Source organism: Methylobacterium durans (assembly GCF_003173715.1).
In the GTDB taxonomy this organism is placed as follows: Bacteria; Pseudomonadota; Alphaproteobacteria; order Rhizobiales; family Beijerinckiaceae; genus Methylobacterium; species Methylobacterium durans.
Genome location: NZ_CP029550.1, coordinates 4343413 through 4364262, shown reverse-complemented (window position 1 = coordinate 4364262; position 20850 = coordinate 4343413). Strand labels below are relative to the sequence as shown.

The 20850-nt window shown below is 71.2% G+C and carries 22 protein-coding genes; 10 read left to right on the top strand and 12 right to left on the bottom strand.

Translation table 11 applies throughout. The features are described from left to right. Positions 1–13 precede the first annotated feature (13 nt). Complete coding sequence (locus DK389_RS32620) at positions 14–265, bottom strand: hypothetical protein (RefSeq protein ID WP_162560412.1); 252 nt, start codon at positions 263–265, stop codon at positions 14–16. Between DK389_RS32620 and DK389_RS20000 the strand changes: the two genes are divergently transcribed. Beyond that, positions 192–1928, top strand: coding sequence for an MFS transporter (locus tag DK389_RS20000; RefSeq protein WP_109896628.1), 1737 nt, complete (start codon positions 192–194; stop codon positions 1926–1928). The two genes, DK389_RS32620 and DK389_RS20000, sit on opposite strands and share 74 nt — an antisense overlap. Before the next feature lie 217 nt (positions 1929–2145). Here the strand turns inward: DK389_RS20000 and purH are convergent, their stop codons facing one another. Together purH and DK389_RS19990 are read right to left on the bottom strand one after the other, a co-directional pair. Continuing rightward, positions 2146–3744 carry a bifunctional phosphoribosylaminoimidazolecarboxamide formyltransferase/IMP cyclohydrolase gene (gene purH / locus DK389_RS19995; protein ID WP_109892166.1) on the bottom strand — a complete coding sequence of 533 codons (1599 nt, stop codon included), beginning with the start codon at positions 3742–3744 and terminating at the stop codon, positions 2146–2148. Positions 3745–3817: 73 nt separating this feature from the next. After that, complete coding sequence (locus tag DK389_RS19990; RefSeq protein ID WP_109892164.1) at positions 3818–5539, bottom strand: heparinase II/III family protein; 1722 nt, start codon at positions 5537–5539, stop codon at positions 3818–3820. 183 nt (positions 5540–5722) lie between these two features. Here DK389_RS19990 and DK389_RS19985 point away from each other — a divergent pair, with 183 nt between their 5' ends. Further along, the gene (locus DK389_RS19985; RefSeq protein WP_109892162.1) at positions 5723–5998 is read left to right on the top strand and encodes a hypothetical protein; all 276 of its coding nucleotides are present in this window, start codon (positions 5723–5725) and stop codon (positions 5996–5998) included. Between the two features lie 135 nt (positions 5999–6133). On the opposite strand, the gene DK389_RS19980 is transcribed toward DK389_RS19985, so the two are convergent. Beyond that, positions 6134–6412 (bottom strand): hypothetical protein, encoded by a 279-nt coding sequence (locus DK389_RS19980; protein ID WP_109892160.1) that lies wholly within the window; start codon positions 6410–6412, stop codon positions 6134–6136. Positions 6413–6678: 266 nt separating this feature from the next. On the opposite strand from DK389_RS19980, the gene DK389_RS19975 reads away from it, so the two are divergent. Then, entirely contained in the window at positions 6679–6906 is a 228-nt protein-coding gene (locus DK389_RS19975; RefSeq protein WP_109892158.1) for a hypothetical protein, read from the top strand. 20 nt (positions 6907–6926) lie between these two features. Here the strand turns inward: DK389_RS19975 and DK389_RS19970 are convergent, their stop codons facing one another. Beyond that, positions 6927–8309 carry an RsmB/NOP family class I SAM-dependent RNA methyltransferase gene (locus DK389_RS19970; protein WP_109892156.1) on the bottom strand — a complete coding sequence of 461 codons (1383 nt, stop codon included), beginning with the start codon at positions 8307–8309 and terminating at the stop codon, positions 6927–6929. A gap of 74 nt (positions 8310–8383) precedes the next feature. On the opposite strand from DK389_RS19970, the gene DK389_RS19965 reads away from it, so the two are divergent. Both DK389_RS19965 and DK389_RS19960 read left to right on the top strand, forming a co-directional pair. Next, positions 8384–8647 carry a DUF1674 domain-containing protein gene (locus DK389_RS19965; protein ID WP_236960190.1) on the top strand — a complete coding sequence of 88 codons (264 nt, stop codon included), beginning with the start codon at positions 8384–8386 and terminating at the stop codon, positions 8645–8647. 88 nt (positions 8648–8735) lie between these two features. Beyond that, entirely contained in the window at positions 8736–9044 is a 309-nt protein-coding gene (locus tag DK389_RS19960) for a cupin domain-containing protein (protein ID WP_109896626.1), read from the top strand. Positions 9045–9065: 21 nt separating this feature from the next. Here DK389_RS19960 and DK389_RS19955 read toward each other — a convergent pair whose 3' ends face one another. Both DK389_RS19955 and bluB read right to left on the bottom strand, forming a co-directional pair. Next, positions 9066–9593 carry a L,D-transpeptidase gene (locus tag DK389_RS19955; protein WP_109892152.1) on the bottom strand — a complete coding sequence of 176 codons (528 nt, stop codon included), beginning with the start codon at positions 9591–9593 and terminating at the stop codon, positions 9066–9068. A gap of 186 nt (positions 9594–9779) precedes the next feature. Beyond that, on the bottom strand, positions 9780–10412 hold the full coding sequence (gene bluB / locus DK389_RS19950; RefSeq protein WP_109892150.1) for a 5,6-dimethylbenzimidazole synthase: 633 nt from the start codon (positions 10410–10412) through the stop codon (positions 9780–9782). A gap of 383 nt (positions 10413–10795) precedes the next feature. Here bluB and DK389_RS19945 point away from each other — a divergent pair, with 383 nt between their 5' ends. Then, positions 10796–11182, top strand: a complete 387-nt coding sequence (locus DK389_RS19945) for a DUF2794 domain-containing protein (protein ID WP_109892148.1) — start codon at positions 10796–10798, stop codon at positions 11180–11182. Positions 11183–11362: 180 nt separating this feature from the next. On the opposite strand, the gene DK389_RS19940 is transcribed toward DK389_RS19945, so the two are convergent. From DK389_RS19940 to DK389_RS19930, 3 genes are all read right to left on the bottom strand, one after another. After that, entirely contained in the window at positions 11363–12481 is a 1119-nt protein-coding gene (locus DK389_RS19940) for an NADH:flavin oxidoreductase/NADH oxidase (protein ID WP_109892146.1), read from the bottom strand. 62 nt (positions 12482–12543) lie between these two features. After that, complete coding sequence (locus DK389_RS19935) at positions 12544–14478, bottom strand: propionyl-CoA synthetase (protein WP_109892144.1); 1935 nt, start codon at positions 14476–14478, stop codon at positions 12544–12546. A gap of 165 nt (positions 14479–14643) precedes the next feature. Continuing rightward, positions 14644–14829, bottom strand: a complete 186-nt coding sequence (locus DK389_RS19930) for a YdcH family protein (RefSeq protein ID WP_109892142.1) — start codon at positions 14827–14829, stop codon at positions 14644–14646. A gap of 224 nt (positions 14830–15053) precedes the next feature. Between DK389_RS19930 and DK389_RS19925 the strand changes: the two genes are divergently transcribed. From DK389_RS19925 to DK389_RS19910, 4 genes are all read left to right on the top strand, one after another. Continuing rightward, positions 15054–15272, top strand: coding sequence for a YdcH family protein (locus DK389_RS19925; protein WP_109892140.1), 219 nt, complete (start codon positions 15054–15056; stop codon positions 15270–15272). Positions 15273–15398: 126 nt separating this feature from the next. Next, a complete protein-coding gene (purE, locus tag DK389_RS19920) occupies positions 15399–15899 on the top strand; it encodes a 5-(carboxyamino)imidazole ribonucleotide mutase (protein WP_109892138.1) in 501 nt (166 codons plus the stop codon). Beyond that, the gene (locus DK389_RS19915; protein WP_109892136.1) at positions 15896–16993 is read left to right on the top strand and encodes a 5-(carboxyamino)imidazole ribonucleotide synthase; all 1098 of its coding nucleotides are present in this window, start codon (positions 15896–15898) and stop codon (positions 16991–16993) included. Before purE ends, DK389_RS19915 begins: the two co-directional genes overlap by 4 nt. 308 nt (positions 16994–17301) lie before the next feature. After that, the gene (locus DK389_RS19910; RefSeq protein ID WP_109892134.1) at positions 17302–18174 is read left to right on the top strand and encodes a tetratricopeptide repeat protein; all 873 of its coding nucleotides are present in this window, start codon (positions 17302–17304) and stop codon (positions 18172–18174) included. Between the two features lie 91 nt (positions 18175–18265). Here DK389_RS19910 and glpX read toward each other — a convergent pair whose 3' ends face one another. Together glpX and DK389_RS19900 are read right to left on the bottom strand one after the other, a co-directional pair. Further along, on the bottom strand, positions 18266–19258 hold the full coding sequence (glpX, locus tag DK389_RS19905; RefSeq protein ID WP_109892132.1) for a class II fructose-bisphosphatase: 993 nt from the start codon (positions 19256–19258) through the stop codon (positions 18266–18268). Positions 19259–19417: 159 nt separating this feature from the next. After that, on the bottom strand, positions 19418–20740 hold the full coding sequence (locus DK389_RS19900; RefSeq protein ID WP_109892130.1) for a homoserine dehydrogenase: 1323 nt from the start codon (positions 20738–20740) through the stop codon (positions 19418–19420). Positions 20741–20850: the final 110 nt, after the last annotated feature.

The following is a 20850-nucleotide window of genomic DNA, read 5'->3' as shown; positions in this document are numbered from 1 at the left end:
CCTTTCGCTCCGTTCATCTATTGGGCAAGGCTGTGGCTTGCGCTATCGTCTGGTTCGGACGGGCGAATGGCTGCATCTTGCAGTTGAATTGTCGGCCGGCCTTGTGCAGCGCCACGGGCGGCCGCGTGCCGTCCCAATCCGGACCGCCGGCAAAGGCGGAATCCGAAGTCACCATGGATGGAGGGGCCGAGATGGCTGTGGGAACCGCAGTACCGCGGGCGGACGAAGCAACAAGACCGATGACCGCGGGCGAGAAGAAGGTCATCCTGGCCTCCTCGCTCGGCACCGTCTTCGAGTGGTACGACTTCTACCTGTATGGCTCGCTCGCCGCGATCATCGGCGCGCAGTTCTTCTCCGCCTACCCGGAAGCGACGCGCAACATCTTCGCGCTGCTCGCCTTCGCGGCAGGCTTCCTGGTGCGCCCGTTCGGCGCCCTCGTCTTCGGCCGCCTCGGCGACATGGTCGGCCGCAAGTACACCTTCCTCGTCACCATCCTGATCATGGGCATCTCGACCTTCTGCGTCGGTCTGCTGCCCTCCTACGCGACGCTGAACAGCTACGGCGTCGGCTGGATCGCCCCCGTCACGCTGCTGGCGCTCCGCATGCTCCAGGGCCTCGCGCTGGGCGGCGAGTACGGCGGCGCCGCGGTCTACGTCGCCGAGCACGCCCCGCGCGGGCGCCGCGGCTTCTACACCGCCTTCATCCAGACGACGGCGACGCTCGGCCTGCTGCTCTCGCTGATCATCATCCTCTCGACGCAGGGCTACGTGAACAACGCCTACGCGCCGACCGTGGTGACGAACGCCGACGGCACGACGACGACGCTCACCGCCTTCCAGGTCTGGGGCTGGCGCATCCCGTTCCTCGTCTCGGTGGCCCTGCTCGCCATCTCGGTCTGGATCCGGCTTCAGATGAACGAGAGCCCGGCCTTCCAGAAGATGAAGGCCGAGGGCACGCACTCGAAGGCTCCGCTCTCGGAGGCGTTCGGCCAGTGGAAGAACGCCAAGTGGGCGCTGCTCGCGCTGCTGGGCCTCACCGCGGGCCAGGCCGTGGTCTGGTACACGGGCCAGTTCTACGCGCTGTTCTTCCTGCAGAGCATCCTGAAGGTCGACCAGTTCACGGCCAACGTGATGATCGCGTGGTCGCTGATCCTGGCCACAGGCGGGTTCCTGTTCTTCGGCGCGCTCTCCGACAAGATCGGCCGCAAGCCGATCATCCTCGGCGGCTGCCTCATCGCGGCGCTCACCTACTTCCCGCTGTTCCACCAGCTCACCGCGAACGCCAACCCGGCGCTCTACGCGGCGCAGTCGAACGTGCCGGTGGTGGTGAAGACGAACCCGGCCGATTGCTCGTTCCAGTTCAACCCGGTCGGCACGGCCAAGTTCACGAAGGAGTGCGACGTCGCCAAGGCGCTGCTCGCCCGCAGCGCCGTGAGCTACACCACCGAGGCGCAGCCCGCGGGCACGCCGACGGTGGTGAGCATCAACGGCAAGGACTTCCCCGTGGCGGATCCGAACTTCGCCAAGGCGGTCCCGGCGGCGCTGACGGAGGCGGGCTACCCGTCGGCCACCAACAACCCGACCGTGATCAAGGCCGGAAACCCGCTCGACGTGTTCACCGGTCAGAAGCTGATGGTGATCGGCATCCTGACGATCCTCGTCTTCTACGTGACGATGGTCTACGGGCCGATCGCGGCGGCGCTGGTGGAACTCTTCCCGACGCGCATCCGCTACACCTCGATGTCCCTGCCGTACCACATCGGCAACGGCTGGTTCGGCGGCCTCCTGCCCGCCACCGCCTTCGCGATGGTGGCCCAGACCGGCGACATCTATTACGGCCTCTGGTACCCGATCGTGATCGCGCTGTTCACCTTCGTGATCGGCCTGCTCTTCATCCCGGAGACCAAGGACCGCGACATCCTCGCCTGAGGCAGGATCCGCGGACCGCGATACGCGAAGGCCCCGCCGCGAGGCGGGGCCTTTCTCGTTTCGCGCCGTCCCACCTCTCCCGTCCGGGAGAGGTCGAGTCGGAGGAGGCCGAGCGGGTCAGGGATCAGGTCTATCCGGAGAGGTCGCACCCCTCACCCTGTCCCTCTCGGAACGAGAGGGAACCCGCGCTCGACAGGCTCGCGGCGCAGGTGGCAGCTCAGTGGCGGAAGTGGCGGTGCCCAGTGAACACCATGGCGAGCCCCGCCGCGTCGGCCGCCGCGATCACCTCCGCGTCTCGCATCGAGCCGCCGGGCTGGATCACCGCGGTGGCGCCCGCCTCGGCCGCCGCCAGCAACCCGTCCGCGAACGGGAAGAAGGCGTCCGAGGCGACGACGGCGCCCTTGGCGAGGCTCTCGGCGAGGCCGAGGTTCCGGGCCCCCTCGGCGGCCTTCCAGGCCGCGATGCGGGAGGAATCGATCCGCGACATCTGCCCCGCGCCGATCCCGACCGTGGCACCGCCCCGGGCGTAGACGATGGCGTTCGACTTCACGTGCTTGGCGACCCGATAGGCGAAGCGGAGATCGGCGGATTCGGCCTCGGTCGGCGCCCGCTTCGTGACGATGGAGAGCGGCATGTCGTCGACGACGGCGTTGTCCCGGCCCTGGACGAGGAGGCCGCCCGAGAGGCTGCGCACGGTCTCGCCGGGCGCGCGCGGATCCGGCAGGCCCCCGGCCAGCAACAACCGCAGGTTCTTCTTGGCCGCGACGATCGCGATCGCCTCCTCCGTGGCGTCGGGGGCGATGATCACCTCCGTGAAGATCTCGACGATCTTCCGCGCGGCCTCCGCGTCGAGCGTGCGGTTCAGCGCCACGATGCCGCCGAAGGCGGAGGTCGGATCACAGGCGAGGGCCCGCTCGTAGGCCGCGAGCAGGCTCTCCCCCTCGGCGACGCCGCAGGGATTGGCGTGCTTGATGATGGCGACCGCCGCGATGCGGGCCGGGTCGAACTCGGCGACACACTCGTAGGCCGCATCCGTGTCGTTGAAGTTGTTGTAGGAGAGTTCTTTTCCCTGAAGCTGGCGGGCGCTCGCGACGCCTGCCCGCACGATCCCGGGCGCCCGGTAGAAGGACGCCGCCTGATGCGGGTTCTCGCCGTAGCGCAGACCCTGCGCGAGGCTGCCGCCGAAGGCGCGGAAGGCGGGTGTCGTCTGTGCCTCGACCTGCCCGGCGAGCCAGTTCGCGATCGCCGCATCGTAGGCGGCGGTGCGGGCATAGGCCTTCTGCGCGAGCCGGCGCCGGGTGGCGGCGCTCAGGGCGCCCGCGCCCGCCTGAACCTCGGCGAGGAGGTCGGCGTAATCCGAAACGTCGGTGACCACGGCGACGTCGGCGTGGTTCTTCGCGGCCGCCCGGATCATGGCAGGGCCACCGACATCGATGTTCTCGATGCAATCGTCGTAGCCGCGCCCCGCCGCGATCGTCGCCTCGAAGGGATAGAGATTCACGACCAAGAGGTCGATCGCTCCGATGCCGTGGGCAGCGAGCGCGGCCTGATGCTCGGGGTTGTCGCGCACGGCGAGCAGGCCACCGTGGACGGCCGGGTGCAGCGTCTTCACGCGCCCGTCCATCATCTCGGGGAAGCCCGTCAGGTCGGCGACCTCGGTGACGGGCAGGCCCGCTTCGCTCAGGGCCCGGTGGGTGCCGCCGGTGGAGACGAGATCGACGCCGCGCTCGCTGAGCGCGCGGGCGAAATCGACGAGACCCGTCTTGTCGGAGACGGAGAGGAGCGCGCGGGTGATCCGCACCTGGTCATGCGACATCGGAAACTCGTACAGGCAGTCAGGCGATCTCGCGGCGCGGTAGCACGAATCCGGCCGCACGGGCCAGCATGCCTCACGCAGCGGGATCGGCCGCGCGGCGGCTGAAGGACCAGCTCACCCGGGCCCCGTCGCCGACCCGCAGGTGCAGGACGATCTGGTCGGTGCGCCGGGCGCCCGACAGGCCCGCGAAGTAGACGCTCTCCTCGATGGCGACCTCGGCGCCCTCCGCCCGGAAATCCCAGACCTCGCCGAGGGGAAGGGCCAGGGCGAGGCCGCCCTCCGGACCGGGGCTGATCACGATCGAGGGATGCAGGTGGAAGCGGATCGCCACCTCCTCCGGCCGGTGGCGATTGCCCGCGCGCAGGAAGGCGTCCTCGCCCTCGAGGCGCCCCTCGGCGCCGATGAGGCGCCAGCGCCGCTCGTGGACGATGCCGTGATCGCGCACGTAGCCGTCGTGGCGGGCGGCGAGCACCTCGGCGCCCCCGTCCGTGAAACGCTCGGACTTCACTTCGGACGGGCCGTGCAGGAGGATCGGCCCGAGCCGGCGGGAGACCCAGTCGGCGGCGGCGCGCTCGCCCCACCAGCCGGTCCCGGCGAGGACGTGGCTCGACGAGGCGTCGGCGACCGAGGCCGTCGAGTGGGCCGGCGTGCTGCGGGCGAGGCGCCGGAGTTCGGCCCCGCTCTCCGGCAGGCCGCAATTCACCACGATGCGCTGCGGGCCGCTGGACATCTCGAAGGACAGGGTGCCGGCGCAGGCGTTGCGCGAGTAGGCGAGCGGCGGCGGCGCCCCGACATCGGCCACCACGACGAGGCGGCCGCCCTCCAGGCGCTCGTAGCCCGAGAGCGGCGCGTGCATCAGCGGCTGGGCGAGCGTCCCGTCGTAGACGAGGAGCGTCGCGAGATGGTCGGCGGCGGTAGCGCCCATGCCGTTGAAGTGGCTGAGCGAGGCGTCGGCGTGGCGCAGGAGCCGCAGCAGTGGCAGCATCCGGTCGATCGCCCGGAGCAGGGCCTCGGGCGGATCGACGCTGCGGCTGAGATAGCTCTGCCGCAGAGGCAGCAGGTCGAGCAGGAGTTCCATCGCGAAGCGCGGATCGCGCGAGCGGTGGCCGCCATCGGCCATGATCTGGCGGTCGAGCTCCCGCGACAGGATGCGGGTCGCCCGCTTGAGGATCGGCTGGATGCCGTCGCAGCACAGCCCCGCGTAGCAGAGGGCGACGGCGGCCAGCAGCCGCCATTGCGGCGGCACGCCTTGGCGCAGGTCGTGCTCCAGCTCGCGGGCGGACTTCGCGAGGTTGCGCAGGAAGTTCTGGTAGAAGGTCCGGTCGGCCCCCTCCAGAACCAGTGGCGACTGGCTGAGGAAGGAGATCAGGCGGCGGGCGGCCACCGGCGTCGGGCGCGCCAGCGCCGGGTCGCCGCGGCCGGCGATGAAATCGGCGACGAAGGCGCGGGCATTGGCGCGGGCGAGCGCCGTGTCGGCGGCGCGCAGGTGCCGCAGCCAGCCGAACCCGTAGAGCACCTCCGCCCATTCCGGCGAGGGCGGCGTGTAATCGAAAGGCGAGCCGCCGCTCACCGCGAGCGACCGCCCCGCGAACACGAAAAGGCCCGCGTAAATGTCGTCGGCGAAGGTGGCGTCGCTGGTGCGCAGGTCGTGGGGCGCGATGATGAGGCCCGTGACGCGGACGCGGGCGAGGATGTCCGGCGGCGCCGTCAGCCGCGCCGAGGCGGCCCGCACCGAGCGCGCGATCTCGCGCCCGACAAGCCGATAGAAGCGCCAGCGATCAGGCCCCCCGAGCACGCGTTCTCCTCACCGGGCGGCGAAGCGCAGCATGCGCCCGGCCGGGTCTCACCGACGGATGAAGCTAGAGGCGGCCTCTTAACCATCCGTTTACGCTGTGTCATGCGGGAACGATGCGGCGTTCGATCCGGGGCCTCTGGCCGTGCGAGCGAACCCGCGCTGGCGTCCCGGGGCAGGACAGGCATGGCGGCACTCGTCTACACGCGGCTGCAGGACCACCCGCGCGAGACCTATTTCGCGACGAGCGGCGCCCTGATCGTGGGGCGGATCGACTGCATCAGTGCCGATCCGGCGACCGAGCAATGGGGCTGGGGCATGAGCCTCGACATCGGCGCCCTGCCCTTCCGCCGCGGCGGCGTCGCCGGTTCGCGCAGCGAGGCCGCCGCTTGCCTCGACGAAGCCTGGGAGCAGTGGAAGCACTGGGCCGGGCTACGCGACCTCGACGTGATCGAGCCCTGACCCGGATCACGCACCGCCGGGCGTCGGCTGTCCGGCGAAGCGGCGGCACATGGTGACGAGGCTCGCAGCGACGGGATGTCGTTCGTGAGGCTGCGAGCCTCCGTGTCCTGGAACCTGACGGGACGTCTCGGGCCCTTACTGGCCGCCGCCCGATCCGCCGCTGCTGCCGGCGCTGCCCTGCGGCACGGCGCGGGACGGCTGGCCGGCATTTCCGCCCGCTGCGGAATTGGTCGTCGCGGTCTCCGCGCCGGTGGCGCCCGGCGCCACGATGACGTCGCGGCTGTTGCCGGTGGTGTTCGGCTGCTGCGTGACGACGGTGCCCGACGTGCCCGGCGGCGGCACCGCCCGCTCCTGGGCGAGGGCGGCCGTCGAGGTGGTGAGCGCGAGAGCGCCGATGAGGATCAGCTTGTTCATGAAGTCTCCTTGCCGAAGGTGATTCGGCGTGAGGGCTTCCAACCGCTGGTCGGATCAAAGGTTGCAAATGCGGAGCCCGCCCACCCATCGGCGGGTCGGGCGGACCGGCTCTGCTGCATTGCGGGATGTGGACAGCGTTGATTGCGGGGACAACGAGCCTGAATCGATGATGTCGCGCCGGCTAAGCCTTGATCGGCCTAAGATATTTACCCGTCGAGACTTTTTCTGCGGTATCCCTGGGGCTGTCCCCGAGGCGGACCGGTGCGATGCGTTTCGACATCTCCGAGGATTCGAGTGGTCTCTGGTTCTGGACTCTGATCGACGATCGGTCCGGCGCTGTCATCTGCTCGCCGGTTCGGTTCAGGACGCAGGTCCAGGCCTACGCCGACATCGCCGCCTTCAAGGCCTCCGTCTCGGGCGCCGGGATCCTCGTCGGTCCGACGCCCCGCCGCGGCGGTTCTGGCGGACCGAGCGGACAACTCGGCCTGCTGTAGGTCTCGTTCCCGCGCCGGACTCAGTCCCTGCGGCGCAGGCGGCTGGCGAAGAAGCCGTCGATCCCGCCTAAACCGGCCGGGTCAGCGCCGCCGAGATGGGCCGGCAGCGTCCGCAGATCGCCCTCCGCCCCGATCAAGTCCGGCAGCCCGCCGACTTCGCCCGGCTCGACGGGCACGCGCTCGTAGGCCGCGTGGCGGGCGAGGAAGGCCGCGACCTGCGCCTCGCCCTCCTCCGGCTCCAGCGAGCAGGTGCAGTAGACGAGCCGTCCGCCGGGCCGGACGAGCGAGGCCGCTCTGTCGAGGAGTCGCGCCTGCAGCGCCGTCAGCTTCGCGAGATCCGCCCCGGTCTTGGTCCAGGCCACGTCCGGATGGCGCCGGATGGTGCCGGTTGCCGAACAGGGCGCATCGAGGAGGACGGCGTCGAACGCGTCCGTCTCCGGCATATCCACGGCATCGCCCGTCCGCACCTCGGCCTCGAGGCCGAGGCGGGCGAGGTTCTGGCGCAGGCGCTCCAGGCGCGGTGCCGAGCGGTCCACCGCGGTGACCCGGGCGCCGGCGGCCGCGAGCTGGGCCGTCTTGCCGCCGGGCGCCGCGCACAGATCCGCGATCCGCTCGTTCGCCCGCGGCGCGAGGAGCCGCGCGGGGATCGCCGCGGCCGCATCCTGGACCCACCACGCCCCCTCGCCGTAGCCGGACAGCTCCGCGACCGGTGCCCGCACGTCCGTCAACCGGAGCGATCCCGTCGGCAGCACGACGGCGCCGAGGCGCTCGGCCCAGATGTCGAGGGAGTTTTCGGGGGTGGCCCGGATCGTGAGGTCGATCGCGGCCCCGCGCAGATGGGCGGCAGCGATCGCGGCCGCCCGCTCCTCGCCGTAGGCCGCGCGCCAGCGCGAGGCGAGCCAGTCCGGCGTGTTGTGCCGGAGCGGTGCGTCCGCGTCCGCCAGGATCGCGTCGCGCTCGCGCACGACCCGCCGCAGGACCGCATTCACGAGCCCGGCGAGGTGCTGGAGCGCCCGGTCGCCCTTGGCGAGGCGCACCGAGAGATCGACCGCGGCATGGTCGGGCACGTTGAGATCGAGGATCTGCGCGGCGCCGGTGGCGAGGAGGGACAGGAGGCGGGGCTCGTTTCGGGGCAGGCCCTGCGCCATCCGTGCCCCGAGGGCCCGCTCGAGGTATCCGAGGCGCCGGAACGTCGCCGTGGCGATGGCGCGGGCGAGTCCCGCGTCGGCCGCATCGAGACCGGCAGTGCGCGCGCCCTGCGCGAGGGCATCCTCCAGGGCCTGCCCACGGCCCTTGCCGAGAAGATCGGCGACTACGCCCTGCGCCACGCGCCGGGCGGCGAGCCCCGCGGCCTCCCTGTCCCCAGTCTCGGCCGGAGCGTCCGCGTTGCGGCGTGGCGCCATGAAACCTAACTTCCCGTCATCGCATGCCGGCCCCCGAGGCCGGAATGCCTCGCCCTCCCACCAGAGCGGACGCGATGCAAGAGACAATGCAAGGGACACGGCAAGGGATACGGCAAGGGACACGCGATACGGACGCGTCGGGCCCCGCCGAGGCGGCGTCGCCGAAGCGGCTGACGCCCGCGGCCGAGCGGGCGCTCTCCGAGGCGGCCGAGCGTCGCGCGGCCATCGATGCCCGAGCCGCCGAGATCGCGGCCCGGCGGGAGAGGCAGGGACGCGGCGGCCTGGAGCCCGTGCGCTACGACGATTGGGAGGTGAAGGGCATCGCCGTCGATTTCTGAGCGGCCCGAGCCTCGGAACGTCCGTCGCGCCGTGGCCGTTGGCCCGATGGCGCGCTCAAGCGCGCGGATCGAGGACGGGAGGGACGCGATGGCGACCAAGGTTTCGAGCCGGAACGCGCCGGAAGGCGCCCACGGCGAGGTGAGCCTCGCGCGCGGCGAGCGCCTGTCCATGCGGATGTGGCGCGACGAGCCGCCGACCGACGACAAACCCGCGGCGAGCCGCCCCTACGAGACCGTCGGCTTCGTCGTATCGGGCCGTGCCGAACTCGTCCTGAAGGGCGAGACGGTCAGCCTGGAGGCCGGCGATTCCTGGGTCGTGCCGGCGGGTACGGAACACACCTACCGGATCCTCGAACCCTTCACCGCCGTCGAGGCGACGGCCCCGCCCGCAGGCTGAGCCGCGCTCCGGCGCCTCGGCTCAGCGGGTCATGTAGACCTGCGTGCCGACGGTCACGCGGTCGTAGAGATCGACCACGTCCTGATTGTACATCCGCACGCAGCCGTAGGAGGCGAAGGTGCCGACCGAACTCGGCCGGTTGGTGCCGTGGATGGCGTACTGGCCGCCCGCCAGCGTCATCGCGGCCGCGCCCATCGGGTTGCGCGGCGAGCCGCCGGCGATGAGGTTCGGCAGGCGCGGGTTGTCGCGCTTCACCTCGGCCGGGGGCGACCACGCGGGCGCGACGTACTTGCCGTCGATCTGCGTGGCGCCGAGCCACTGCTTGCCCGGCCTGCCGACCGCGACGGGATAGCGGATCGCCGTGCCGTCCCCGTTCACGAGATAGAGCCGGCGCTGCGAGATGCTGATCACGACGGAGCCCGGCGCGACCATCGGGTCCCCGAACGGGATCACCTCGCGCGCCTGCGCCGGCATCGCCGTGCCCGCCCCCATCGCTGCCGCCACGAGCGTGCCGAACGCGGCCGCACGCCATACCGACTTCCCGAACATCGCCTTACGTCCTTGCAAGCGTGACCATACGCAGGACCATAATTCGGTGCCCGATCCTTCCGTTCCGGTTGTAGCTTGCTCTTTTGCTCCGCTTGTGAACGCGTATCGATTCGCGCGGTGAAAGCCCGGTGTCCGCGATGCGCGAAAGGCCGCGTTCCGGGGAAATATTCCCTTAGGGATGCCGCCTCAGCGCTCGATCAGGCGGCCGGCATCGTCGTCCCGCCCCTGCCAGCCCGACCGGACGAGTTCGGGGTCGAGATGCTCCTCGATCGGATAGCCGACGCAGAGATAGGCGACGAGGTGCCAGGAGGCCGGCACGTCGAGGCAGCGGCTGACGTGGCAGGGATCGAGGATCGAAACCCAGCCGACCCCGAGCCCGAATGCCCGCGCCGCGAGCCAGAAGCCCTGCACGGCGCCGACCACGGAGTAGCGCAGCATCTCGGGCATCGTCGCCCGCCCGAGCCCGTGGCCGGTCCCGGTGGCGTCGTCGCAGAGGACGGCGAGGTGGACCGGCGCCTCTCTCAACCCCGCGAGCTTGAGGCGCCGGTAGAGCGCGGCCCGCTCGTCCGCGTAGGTCTCGGCGGCGGCGGCATTGCAGGCCTCGAAGCTCGCGACCACCGCCGCGCGGCGGCCCGGATCGGCGACGCGCACGAAGCGCCAGGGCTGACTGTTGCCGACGGAGGGGCTGAGCCGCGCGAGGTCGAGGCAGGCGCGCAGGTCCGCCTCCGGGACGGGCTCGCTCCGGAAGCGGCGCACGTCGCGCCGCCACGCGAACAGGTCGGCCAGCGTCTCGCGGAAGGTTTCGTCGAAGGCGGGCACGTCTTTCCAGCCACAGGTCTGCGCCGCGGTCGCCCGCGATCGCCCTCATAGCGTAGTTCCGGAATGGCGCGCAGAAAAAAGGCCGCCGGGGGGCGGCCTGAAGTCCTTGGGTCTCGAAACCTCTGGAGTGCCGGGCGTGGGATCCGGGAGCGACGACCGAGGGCTGGGGAGCTCGGGTTTCGGGCGTCGCGCCGGGCACGGTCCGGCGAGGTTCGATCGGCGTTGTGCGCGTGCAACAAGGCTCACGAAAGGCGCGAAGGCGGCGAAAACGTGACGCTTTGTTTCCCGTGCGTGGCTTCGCGGCAACGTTCGCTCGCCCTTGCGGGCCGCAACGCGGCGGCCCATCATCCGGCTAACCGAACCGGCCCGAGAACGGAGCGACGATGAGCGAGCGGACGAGCGCCGAGCCCCGACCGAACGACATTGCAGCCGCCACCACCGCCCACGTGGTCCCCTTCCCCGCCCCCTCGACCGCCCCTCAGATCGCGTTCAACCGCGACGAGCTGCGCATCCTGTTCAACCTGTACGGACGCATGGTCGCGGACGGCGAGTGGCGCGACTACGCCCTCGATTTTCGCCGCGACAAGGCGGTGTTCTCGATCTACCGCCGCACCTCCGAGATGCCGCTCTACCGGATCGAGAAGGATCCGAAGCTCGCCCGCCGCCAGGGTACCTATGCCGTCGTCGCCGCGAGCGGACGCGTGATGAAGCGCGGCACCGACCTCGCGCGGGTCCTGTCCGTTCTGGAGAAGCCGCTGCGGGTGGTGTGACGCGAGCGATGCTCGCGCCCGCACCGGTTCGAGGGAGGCGCGGCGCGCGCCCTCGCCCGTTCGGGAGAGGGTTGCGGTGAGAGGGATAGGTCTCTCCGGGTAGGTCGCACGCCTCACCCGGTCCGCGTCCCGCGCACTCGACCGCTCCCGAACAGGAGAGGTGGGAGGTGCGCCCTCGCGTCAGCGCTGTCCGAACTTCGTGCTCTTGAACAGGTCCTTGAATTCGCGGGGCTGCGAGCGCCAGTACTGCTTCGGGGCCCGCACCTGTGCGCCGAGTTCGGCCGCCGCGTGCCAGGGCCAGCGCGGATCGTAGAGCATGGCGCGGGCGAGCGAGATCGCGTCCGCGCGGCCCTCCCGCAGGATCGCCTCGGCCTGGGACGGAGCGGTGATGAGCCCGACCGCGATCGTGGTCAGCCCCGTCGCCGCCTTGATCCGTTCCGCGTGGGGCACTTGGTAGCCCGGCCCGAGGCGGATCGCCTGCCGGGTCGAGAGGCCGCCGGTCGAGACGTGGATCGCCGCCGCGCCCCGCTCCTTCAGGGCCTGGGCGAGTTCCACGGTCTCGTCGAGATCCCAGCCCTCCTCCACCCAATCGGTGGCCGAGACGCGCATCCAGACCGGCTTGCCGGAGGGCACCACCTCGCGGACGGCGTCGAACACCTCGAGCGGGAAGCGCATCCGATTGGCGAGGCTGCCGCCGTACCGGTCCGTGCGCTCGTTCGAGAGCGGCGACAGGAACTGGTGCAGCAGGTAGCCGTGCGCCCCGTGCAGTTCGACCGCGTCGATCCCGAGACGCATGGCCCTGCGGGTGGTGGACACGAACTCGCACAGGATGCGGCGCATGTCGGTAGCGTCGAGGGCGTGCGGGGCCACCTCGCCGTCGCCGTGCGGGATCGCCGAGGGCGCCACCGTGCGCCAGCCGTGCGGCGATTCGGGCGGGATTTGCGCGCCTCCCATCCAGGGCGCCTCGCTCGACGCCTTGCGGCCGGCATGGGCGATCTGGATGCAGACGGGGATCGGGGCGTATTCCCGCACAGCGCCGAGGACGCGGGCCAGGGCCCGCTCGGTGGCGTCGTCGTAGAGGCCGAGGTCCCAGTCGGTGATGCGGGCCTCGGGCGAGACGGCGGTCGCCTCGAGGGTCAGCAGGCCCGCGCCCGACATGGCAAGGTGACCGAGATGCATCATGTGCCAGTCCGAGGCCTCGCCGGCCCGTGCCGAGTACTGGCACATCGGCGCGATCAGGATGCGGTTCTCGAGCGTCAGCTCGTCGAGCTGCAGGGGTTCGAACAGGCGCGCGGTCATGCGGGTCTCCGGAGCAGAGTGGAGGCGATGTGGCGCGGCCGGCCCGGTTGACCAGCCTCCGGTCAGGTGCCGATCCCTCGCGCCCGCAGGCTCTCGCCGATCTCGTCGAGGGCGCCGGCATCGTCGATCGTCGGCGGCATGGTCCAGGGCTCGTGGTCGGCGATGCGCTTCATGGTGCCGCGCAGGATCTTGCCGGAGCGGGTCTTCGGCAGCCGCGGGACGGTGAGCGCCAGCTTGAAGGCCGCCACGGGACCGATGCGTTTGCGCACCAGCGCGACCAGCTCGCGCTCGATCTCGGCCGGGTCGCGCTCCACCTGCGCCTTCAGCACCACGAAGCCGCAGGGCGCCTCGCCCTTGAGCGCGTCGCGGATGCCGATGACGGCGCATTCGGCCACATCCGGGTGGGAGGCCAGCACCGCCTCCATGCCGCCGGTCGAGAGCCGGTGGCCGGCCACGTTGATGATGTCGTCGGTTCGCCCGAGCACCGTGACGTAGCCGTCCGCGTCGCGGATCCCCGCATCGGAGGTGTCGTAGTAGCCGGGGAAGGTGGTGAGGTAGCTGCGGCGCATGCGCTCCTCGGAGCCCCACAGCGTCGGCAGGCAGCCGGGCGGCAGCGGGAGGCGGATCGCGATCGTGCCCATGATGTCGGGGCCGAGCGGCCGTCCGCCCTCGTCGAGCACCCGCACGTCGTAGCCCGGCATCGGCACGCAGGCGCTGCCGTGCTTGACCGGAAGCTGGCCGAGGCCGACCGGGTTGCCGGAGATGGCCCAGCCCGTCTCCGTCTGCCACCAATGGTCGATCACGGGGCGTTCGAGCGTGCGTTCGGCCCAGGCGACGGAATCCGGGTCCGCCCGCTCGCCCGCGAGGAACAGGGTGCGGAAGCGCGAAAGGTCGTAGCCCGCGACGCGCTCGCCGCGCGGATCCTCTTTCTTGATGGCGCGCAGAGCCGTCGGTGCCGTGAAGAGGCAGGCGACGCCGTGCTCGGAGGCGACGCGCCAGAAGGCGCCGGCATCCGGCGTGCCGACCGGCTTGCCCTCGTAGAGGACGGTGGTGCAGCCGTGCACGAGGGGCGCGTAGACGATGTAGGAATGGCCGACGACCCAGCCGATGTCGGAGGCGCAGAAATAGACCTCGCCGGGGGCCACGTCGTAGAGGTTGGCCATCGACCACGCGAGAGCCACGAGATAGCCGCCCGTGTCGCGCACCACGCCCTTGGGCTTCCCCGTCGTGCCGGACGTATAGAGGATGTAGAGCGGGTCGGTCGCCGCCACCGTGACGCACTCCGCCCGCCGGCCCGCGGCCCTGGCGGCCTGCACCGTCTCCGCCCAGTCCCGGTCCCGGCCGGCGACGAGGCTGGCCTCGCATTGCGGGCGCTGCAGGATCAGGCAGGAATCGGGTTTGTGCTCCGAAGCCTCGATCGCGGCGTCGAGAAGCGGCTTGTAGGCGACGACCCGGCTCGGCTCGACGCCGCAGGAGGCGGCGAGCACCACCTTCGGGCTCGCGTCCTCGATCCGCACGGCGAGCTCGTTCGCGGCGAAGCCGCCGAACACCACCGAGTGCACCGCCCCGAGGCGAGCGCAGGCGAACATGCCGACAAGGGCCTCGGGCACCATCGGCATGTAGAGGACGACGCGGTCCCCCTTGCCGACCCCGAGGTCCGAGAGCACGGCGGCGAGCGTCGCGACCTCCTCTTGCAACTCGGCGTAGGTGATCCGCCGCTTCGTGCCGGTGACGGGGGAATCGTGGATGATGGCGGCCTGCCCGCCGCGCCCCGCCGCGACGTGGCGGTCGATCGCGTTGTGGCAGGCGTTGAGGCGCGCGTCCGGGAACCAGCGGCCGTAGCTGCCGGCCTCGGCGTCGAAGGCCCGGCTAGGCGCGGTCTCCCAGTCGACGGCGCGGGCGGCGGCGAGCCAGAAGGTCTCGGGATCGGCGAGCGAGTCGGCGTAGACCTCCGCGTAGCGTCCGGGGAGGGCCGGCGGGACGGGCGTGGCGCTCATGGGATGTCCTCGGGCGTCCGCTCGCGGCCGCTCGCCGGGCTGACAGGCTCCGGATTGTAGCAGAGCCGGCCGCCCTGTCGGTGCGGACGGCTCAAACAAAACCGCCGCGCTGTCGGCCCAGCGCGGCGGCTACGAACTCAGAACGGGAAATCTGGGGCAGGACGGTCAGTGCACCGTTTCGTCTGAGGTGGCCTGAAGGCGGTTGATCTCGTCCTTGAGGTGGAGCTTGCGTCGCTTGAGTTCGGCAATGTGCAGATCGTCCTCGGAGGGACTGAGGATCGCTTCCTGAATCTCACGCTCGAGGGCTTCATGCTTCCGGGTGAGCTGGCTCAGATGCGTCTGCAGCGACATGAGTCGTATCTCCTGTCATCGTTCCGACTCGGGTAGACTGACACAGGATGAGCCGGCTGTCGAAGCGATTCGGGCCCGCATGCCTCACGAAATCTTGCGTCCTCGCGCCGGACTTGAGAGGCTGATCGAGGCTCCTGAGGAGAGGCCCTGCGGCACCCCTTGCCGCAAGCGCGGCCGTGACGCATGGTCTCGCGGCGAGCGCATCCCGGGAATTGCAAGCGACGATGGCGGTTGAGTTGGTCGAGGATGGGCAGGTCGATCTCGCTGGCGAGCTGGCGCGGCTCAAGGAGGAGCACCGCGACCTCGACAGCGCGATCGACGCGCTGGAGCGGAACGTCGCCGGCGACCAGCTCCAGATCCAGCGGCTGAAGAAGCGCAAGCTGACGCTGCGCGACCGGATCTCCTACCTCGAAGATCAGATCACCCCCGACATCATCGCCTGAACGCTGTCCCGTGCCGATCGCCGCCCCGCGCTTGCCGGGCCGGCGGCGCGCCTGTATTCGGCGGGATCGCGCCTGAAGGCCCGCCAGCGGGCCCGCGGCGCCCTCTCGCAGCACGGATGGGAGACGATGGCGGCAGCGCGCCCGGTCGCGATCATCATGGGGAGCCAGTCCGACTGGGCGACCATGCGGCACGCGGCCGAAACCCTCGACGCCCTCGGCGTTCCTCACGAGACGCGCATCGTCTCGGCCCATCGCACGCCGGACCGGCTCTACGCCTTCGCCAAGGGTGCCCGGGCTGCCGGCCACAAGGTGGTGATCGCGGGGGCGGGCGGGGCCGCCCATCTGCCCGGCATGACGGCGGCGCTCACGAGCCTGCCAGTCTTCGGCGTGCCGGTGGAATCGAAGGCGCTCTCAGGCCAGGACAGCCTGCTCTCGATCGTGCAGATGCCGGCCGGCATCCCGGTCGGAACGCTGGCGATCGGCAGGGCCGGCGCGGTGAACGCCGCCCTGCTCGCGGCCGCGGTGCTGGCACTGACGGACGAAGGGCTCGCCGAGCGCCTCGAGGCGTGGCGGCAGGCGCAGAGCGAGGCCGTGGCGGAGCGGCCGGAGACAGAGACCAGCCCGTGATCGCGCGTATCCTGACACCCGGTTCCACCCTCGGCATCGTCGGGGGCGGCCAGCTCGGCCGCATGATCGCGCTCGCGGCGGCGAATTACGGCCTGAAGGTGCACGTCTTCGCCCCCGACGCGGACAGCCCCGCCTTCGACGTCGCCGCGCAGACGACGATCGCAGCCTATGACGACGCGGCCGCGCTGAGAGCCTTCGTGGGAAGCGTCGACGTCGTCACCTATGAGTTCGAGAACATCCCGCGCGAGACCGCGGAGATCCTGGCCGCCGGCGCGCCGCTACACCCGAGCGCGCACGCGCTGGCGACCACGCAGGATCGCCTCGCCGAGAAGACCTTCATCAACGACCTCGGCATCCCGACCGCGCCGTTCCGCGCCGTCGACAGCGGCGACGACCTCGACCGCGCCATCGCCGCCATCGGCCGCCCGGCGGTGCTGAAGACCCGCCGCTTCGGCTACGACGGCAAGGGCCAGCGCATGATCCGGGCGGAAGGCCCCGTCGACCGCTCGGCGATCATGGCGGAGTTCGGCGGCGCGCCGCTGATCCTCGAAGGCTTCGTGCGATTCGAGCGCGAGGTCTCCGTCGTGGCCGCCCGCTCGGCGGACGGGTCCTTCGCCGCCTTCGACCTCTGCGAGAACGAGCACCGCGACCACATCCTGGCGGTCACCCGCGTGCCCGCGGCCGGCATCGCCCCGGAGACGGCCCGGAGCGCGATCGACATCGCGCGGCGCATCGCCGAGGCGCTCGACTATGTCGGCGTCCTCGCGGTCGAGATGTTCCTGGTGCGGGAGGGCGGATCCGAGCGGGTCGTCGTCAACGAGATCGCGCCGCGGGTCCACAATTCCGGGCACTGGACAATAGAGGGGGCGCTGACCTCCCAATTCGCCCAGCACGTGCGCGCCGTCTGCGGCTGGCCCCTCGGGGACGCCGCGCGCACGGGCGGCATGGCGGTCGAGATGCACAACCTGATCGGCGCGGAGGCCGACGGCTGGGCCGAACTCCTCGCCCGGCCGGGCGCCCACCTGCACCTCTACGGCAAGGGCGAGGCGCGACCCGGCCGCAAGATGGGACACGTCACGCGCCTGATTCCCTGAACCAGGCGGCGGGCCCGATCAGCCCGCAATCTGGGTCCTTCCCGCCACACCGTCCCGCCGCATGCGGCTGGCGGAGCGCGATTTCCCGGGGCTGCCCGAGGGGGCCATACCTTCGCCACATCCAGCCGCTTCAGCGGAAACATTCCTCGACCTTAAGCGGGCGTTCACCGCGATCGGGGAGAGTGCCCCGGCCTTTCGCCCGCAGGACGAGACCGGGGGCGAGCCGGACGCCGCGGGCGTGCCGGCACGGAGCGGATGGACGAGGGCCTGACGCGCGGGTGGCGCGGGGGCTCAAGGAGAGCGGGGCGATGACGTCATTGAGCTTGGCGGGACGGAAGGCCGGGCTGGTTGCAGCCGTGGCGCTGGCTGCCGCGGCGCTGGCCGGTTGCGAGACGGTCGGCAGTGCCGCCGGCCCGAAGCAATACGCGGTGCTGGAGACGGACGCGACGGGCGCGACGAACGTCAACATCGCCTCCCTGTCCGAGGTGATCCAGCGCAACCCGAACGACGCTTCGGCCTACAACACCCGCGGCGCGGCCTATGCCCGCGCCGGCCAGTTCGGCGAGGCGATCACCGACTTCACCAAGGCGGTTCAGATCGATCCGAACTCGGCTTCGGCCTTCAACAACCGGGCGCTGGCCTACCGCCAGACCGGCCGCAACGACGCGGCCCTGCAGGATTTCTCCAAGGCGATCTCGGCCGATCCGAATTACGGCCCCGCCTATATCGGCCGTGCCAACGTTCTGCGGGCGCAGGGCGACCTCGACGGCGCCCTCAACGACCTCAACATGGCGATCCGGATGCTGCCGGAATCGGCCGAGGCCTACCATGCCCGCGGCCTCGTCCGGCAGAAGCAGGGTCAGAACCAGCAGGCTATCGCCGATTTCGACGCGGCGATCGACCGGAACCCCTTCGTGAGCGCGCCCTACGCCGCCCGCGGCCAGAGCCTGATCGCCACGAACCAGTACGACAAGGCGATCGAGGACTACAACGCGGCGCTCAACGTGAACAACAAGGACGCCACCTCCTGGGCCTATCGCGGCCTCGCCTACGAGAAGTCGAACCGCAAGAAGGAGGCGGCGGAGAGCTACCAGCGCGCCGCTCAGATCGAGCCGGGCAACGCCATCGCCAAGCAGGGCCTCGGCCGTGTGCAGGGCGGGGTCAGCTCGCTGTTCAACTGATCGGCCGAGCCGGATCGGATGTTCGGGGCGGGTGCCGAGAGGCGCCCGCCCCTTTTCGTGGACGCCCGGACCTTCGCGACGCCGGCGCGTCCTACCCCTCGAAGCGCTGGGCTCGGTGCTCGCCCAGGATGCGGCGGACGGTTCCGGTCGACGAGCGGTAGACGACCGTCTCGGTCTCGATCACGCCGGGCTTGAAGCGCACGCCCTTGAGGAGCGCCCCGTCGGTGACGCCGGTTGCCGCCACGATCACGTCGCCGCGGGCGAGGTCGGTGAGTTCGTACTTCCGGTTCGGGTCCGCGATGCCCATGCGCGCGGCCCGCTCGCGCTTGTCTGCGCTGTCGAGGATGAGCCGGCCCTGCATCTGGCCGCCGATGCAGCGCAGCGCCCCCGCCGCAATCACCCCCTCGGGAGCCGCGCCGGTGCCGAGATAGATGTCGACGCCCGTCTCCTCGGGGCTTGTCGTGAAGATGATGCCGGCGATGTCGCCGTCCGAGATCAGGCGGATGCCCGCCCCCGTCGCCCGCACGGCGCTGACGAGGTTCATGTGGCGCGGCCGGTCGAGGATGATCGCGGTGATCTGCGAGGGATGAACGCCCTTGGCCCTGGCCAGAGCCGCGATGTTGTCGGCCGGGCTCGCGTCGAGGTCGACGAGACCGGGCGGGTAGCCGGGGCCGATCGCGATCTTCTGCATGTAGACGTCTGGCGCGGCGAGCAGCGAGCCGCGCTCGGCCATCGCCATCACGGAGATGGCGCCCGGCATGTCCTTGGCGCAGAGCGTGGTGCCCTCCAGCGGATCGACGGCGAGGTCGACCTCCGCGCCCCCGCCCCGGCCGATGCGCTCGCCGATGTAGAGCATCGGCGCCTCATCGCGCTCACCCTCGCCGATCACCACGGTCCCGTCCACGGGGAGCAGGTTCAGCTCGCGGCGCATGGCGTCGACGGCGGCTTGGTCGGCCTCCTTCTCGTTGCCCTGGCCGCGCAGGCGGGCGGCAGCGATGGCCGCGCGCTCGGTCACGCGGGCGAGTTCGAGGGTGAGCGTGCGTACGACGCCGCCCTGCGCCGCCTCCGGGTTCGCTTCGGTCATGCCTTCCTCGCCCACGTGCGGCCGCTTTGTCGGCCTGGCGCTTCCCGAGACTCCTGCCCGGTGCGCCTGTTGCCGTGTTGTAGCGCGTTTCCTCGCCGCGGAGTCGTTCCGTGTAAGAATATCCTCACTCGACCTGCGGGCTCGCGCGCAGTCGCGCGCTCACTCGCGCTCAATCCGGATGAGTTGCGGCGCCTCGGCGAGGAGCCCGTCCGCGGCGATGGCTTCGAGTGCCGCGCGGATCGTGCCCTCGGTCGCCGCGTAGGTGATCAGCACGAGCGGCACCGGGCGGCCCGAGCGCCCGCGCGGGTCCTGCGAGGCCGCGCTCTCGGTGCGGCGCTGCAGGATGCTCTCGAGCGAGATATCCCGCTCGGCCATGCGAGTGGCGACGCCCGCCGCGACGCCGGGGCGGTCGTGCACGGTCAGGCGGATGTAGTAGCCGCCCTCGTGGCGCTGCATCTCGACCCGGGAGGCGGGACGCAGGCGCGTCGTCGGGCGACCGAAGGTCGGGCGCACGATGCGGGCGGCCACGTCCGCGATGTCGGCGACCACCGCCGAGGCGGTCGCCTCGCCGCCGGCGCCGGGACCGATCAGGGTCAGCTCGCCCACCGCGTCGGCGTCGATCGTCACTGCGTTCGTCACGCCCATCACCTGCGCGATGGAGGAGGATTTCGGCACCATGGTCGGGTGCACGCGCTGCTCGACCCCGCCGTCCGAGAGCTGCGCGACGCCGAGCAGCTTGATTCGGTAGCCGAGTTCCTTGGCCATGGTCAGGTCGAGGGGCTGGATGGCCGAGATGCCCTCGACCGAGACGCCGTCCGCGTCGATCTCGGTGCCGAAGGCGAGGCTCGTCAGGATCGCGAGCTTGTGGGCCGTGTCGAAGCCCTCGATATCGAAGGTCGGATCGGCCTCGGCGTAGCCGAGCGCCTGGGCGTCCTTGAGGCAATCCTCGAAGGTCAGCCCCTCGAGTTCCATCCGGGTCAGGATATAGTTGCAGGTGCCGTTGAGGATTCCGTAGACGCGCGAGACCGCGTTGCCGGGCAATCCCTCGCGCAGCGCCTTGACGACGGGGATGCCGCCCGCGGCCGACGCCTCGAAGGCCAGCGCGACGCCGCGTTCCTCGGCGGCCTTGGCGAGCGCCGCGCCGTGGCGGGCGAGCAGCGCCTTGTTCGCCGTGACGACGTGCTTGCCGGCCGCGATCGCCGCCTCGACGACCGCCTTCGCCGCGCCCTCGGAGCCCCCGATCAGTTCGACGACGCAATCCACCTCGCCGGAGCCCGCGAGCGCCACGGGATCGTCGAACCAGGTCACGCCCGCCATGTCGAGGCCACGGTCGCGAGTGCGGTCGCGCGAGGAGACGGCGGTGACGCGGATCTCGCGTCCGGTGGCGGCGGCGAGAGCCTCCGCCCGGCGGGCGATCATGCGGACGACGGCGGCGCCGACGGTGCCGAGACCGGCGACGCCGAGGCGGAAGCTCTGTGTCATGATCTGTTCCCCGGCCTATCCCACGCGGTTCGCATCGCGGGCCCGTCGACGGCTCGATCCGCGGCTCGGGCACGAGATCCGGCCTCGCCGGCCCGCGCGCGGCGGGCTCT

What these genes read in the sequence shown, in the direction of transcription:
- DK389_RS20000 (WP_109896628.1), top strand. Translation starts at nt 192, where the DNA reads ATGGCTGTGGGAACCGCAGTACCGCGGGCGGACGAAGCAACAAGACCG.
- DK389_RS32620 (WP_162560412.1), bottom strand. Translation starts at nt 265, where the DNA reads ATGACCTTCTTCTCGCCCGCGGTCATCGGTCTTGTTGCTTCGTCCGCC.
- purH (WP_109892166.1), bottom strand. Translation starts at nt 3,744, where the DNA reads ATGTCGCATGACCAGGTGCGGATCACCCGCGCGCTCCTCTCCGTCTCC.
- DK389_RS19985 (WP_109892162.1), top strand. Translation starts at nt 5,723, where the DNA reads ATGGCGGCACTCGTCTACACGCGGCTGCAGGACCACCCGCGCGAGACC.
- DK389_RS19980 (WP_109892160.1), bottom strand. Translation starts at nt 6,412, where the DNA reads ATGAACAAGCTGATCCTCATCGGCGCTCTCGCGCTCACCACCTCGACG.
- DK389_RS19975 (WP_109892158.1), top strand. Translation starts at nt 6,679, where the DNA reads ATGCGTTTCGACATCTCCGAGGATTCGAGTGGTCTCTGGTTCTGGACT.
- DK389_RS19970 (WP_109892156.1), bottom strand. Translation starts at nt 8,309, where the DNA reads ATGGCGCCACGCCGCAACGCGGACGCTCCGGCCGAGACTGGGGACAGG.
- DK389_RS19965 (WP_236960190.1), top strand. Translation starts at nt 8,384, where the DNA reads ATGCAAGAGACAATGCAAGGGACACGGCAAGGGATACGGCAAGGGACA.
- DK389_RS19960 (WP_109896626.1), top strand. Translation starts at nt 8,736, where the DNA reads ATGGCGACCAAGGTTTCGAGCCGGAACGCGCCGGAAGGCGCCCACGGC.
- DK389_RS19955 (WP_109892152.1), bottom strand. Translation starts at nt 9,593, where the DNA reads ATGTTCGGGAAGTCGGTATGGCGTGCGGCCGCGTTCGGCACGCTCGTG.
- DK389_RS19945 (WP_109892148.1), top strand. Translation starts at nt 10,796, where the DNA reads ATGAGCGAGCGGACGAGCGCCGAGCCCCGACCGAACGACATTGCAGCC.
- DK389_RS19940 (WP_109892146.1), bottom strand. Translation starts at nt 12,481, where the DNA reads ATGACCGCGCGCCTGTTCGAACCCCTGCAGCTCGACGAGCTGACGCTC.
- DK389_RS19935 (WP_109892144.1), bottom strand. Translation starts at nt 14,478, where the DNA reads ATGAGCGCCACGCCCGTCCCGCCGGCCCTCCCCGGACGCTACGCGGAG.
- DK389_RS19930 (WP_109892142.1), bottom strand. Translation starts at nt 14,829, where the DNA reads ATGTCGCTGCAGACGCATCTGAGCCAGCTCACCCGGAAGCATGAAGCC.
- DK389_RS19925 (WP_109892140.1), top strand. Translation starts at nt 15,054, where the DNA reads ATGGCGGTTGAGTTGGTCGAGGATGGGCAGGTCGATCTCGCTGGCGAG.
- purE (WP_109892138.1), top strand. Translation starts at nt 15,399, where the DNA reads ATGGCGGCAGCGCGCCCGGTCGCGATCATCATGGGGAGCCAGTCCGAC.
- DK389_RS19910 (WP_109892134.1), top strand. Translation starts at nt 17,302, where the DNA reads ATGACGTCATTGAGCTTGGCGGGACGGAAGGCCGGGCTGGTTGCAGCC.
- glpX (WP_109892132.1), bottom strand. Translation starts at nt 19,258, where the DNA reads ATGACCGAAGCGAACCCGGAGGCGGCGCAGGGCGGCGTCGTACGCACG.
- DK389_RS19900 (WP_109892130.1), bottom strand. Translation starts at nt 20,740, where the DNA reads ATGACACAGAGCTTCCGCCTCGGCGTCGCCGGTCTCGGCACCGTCGGC.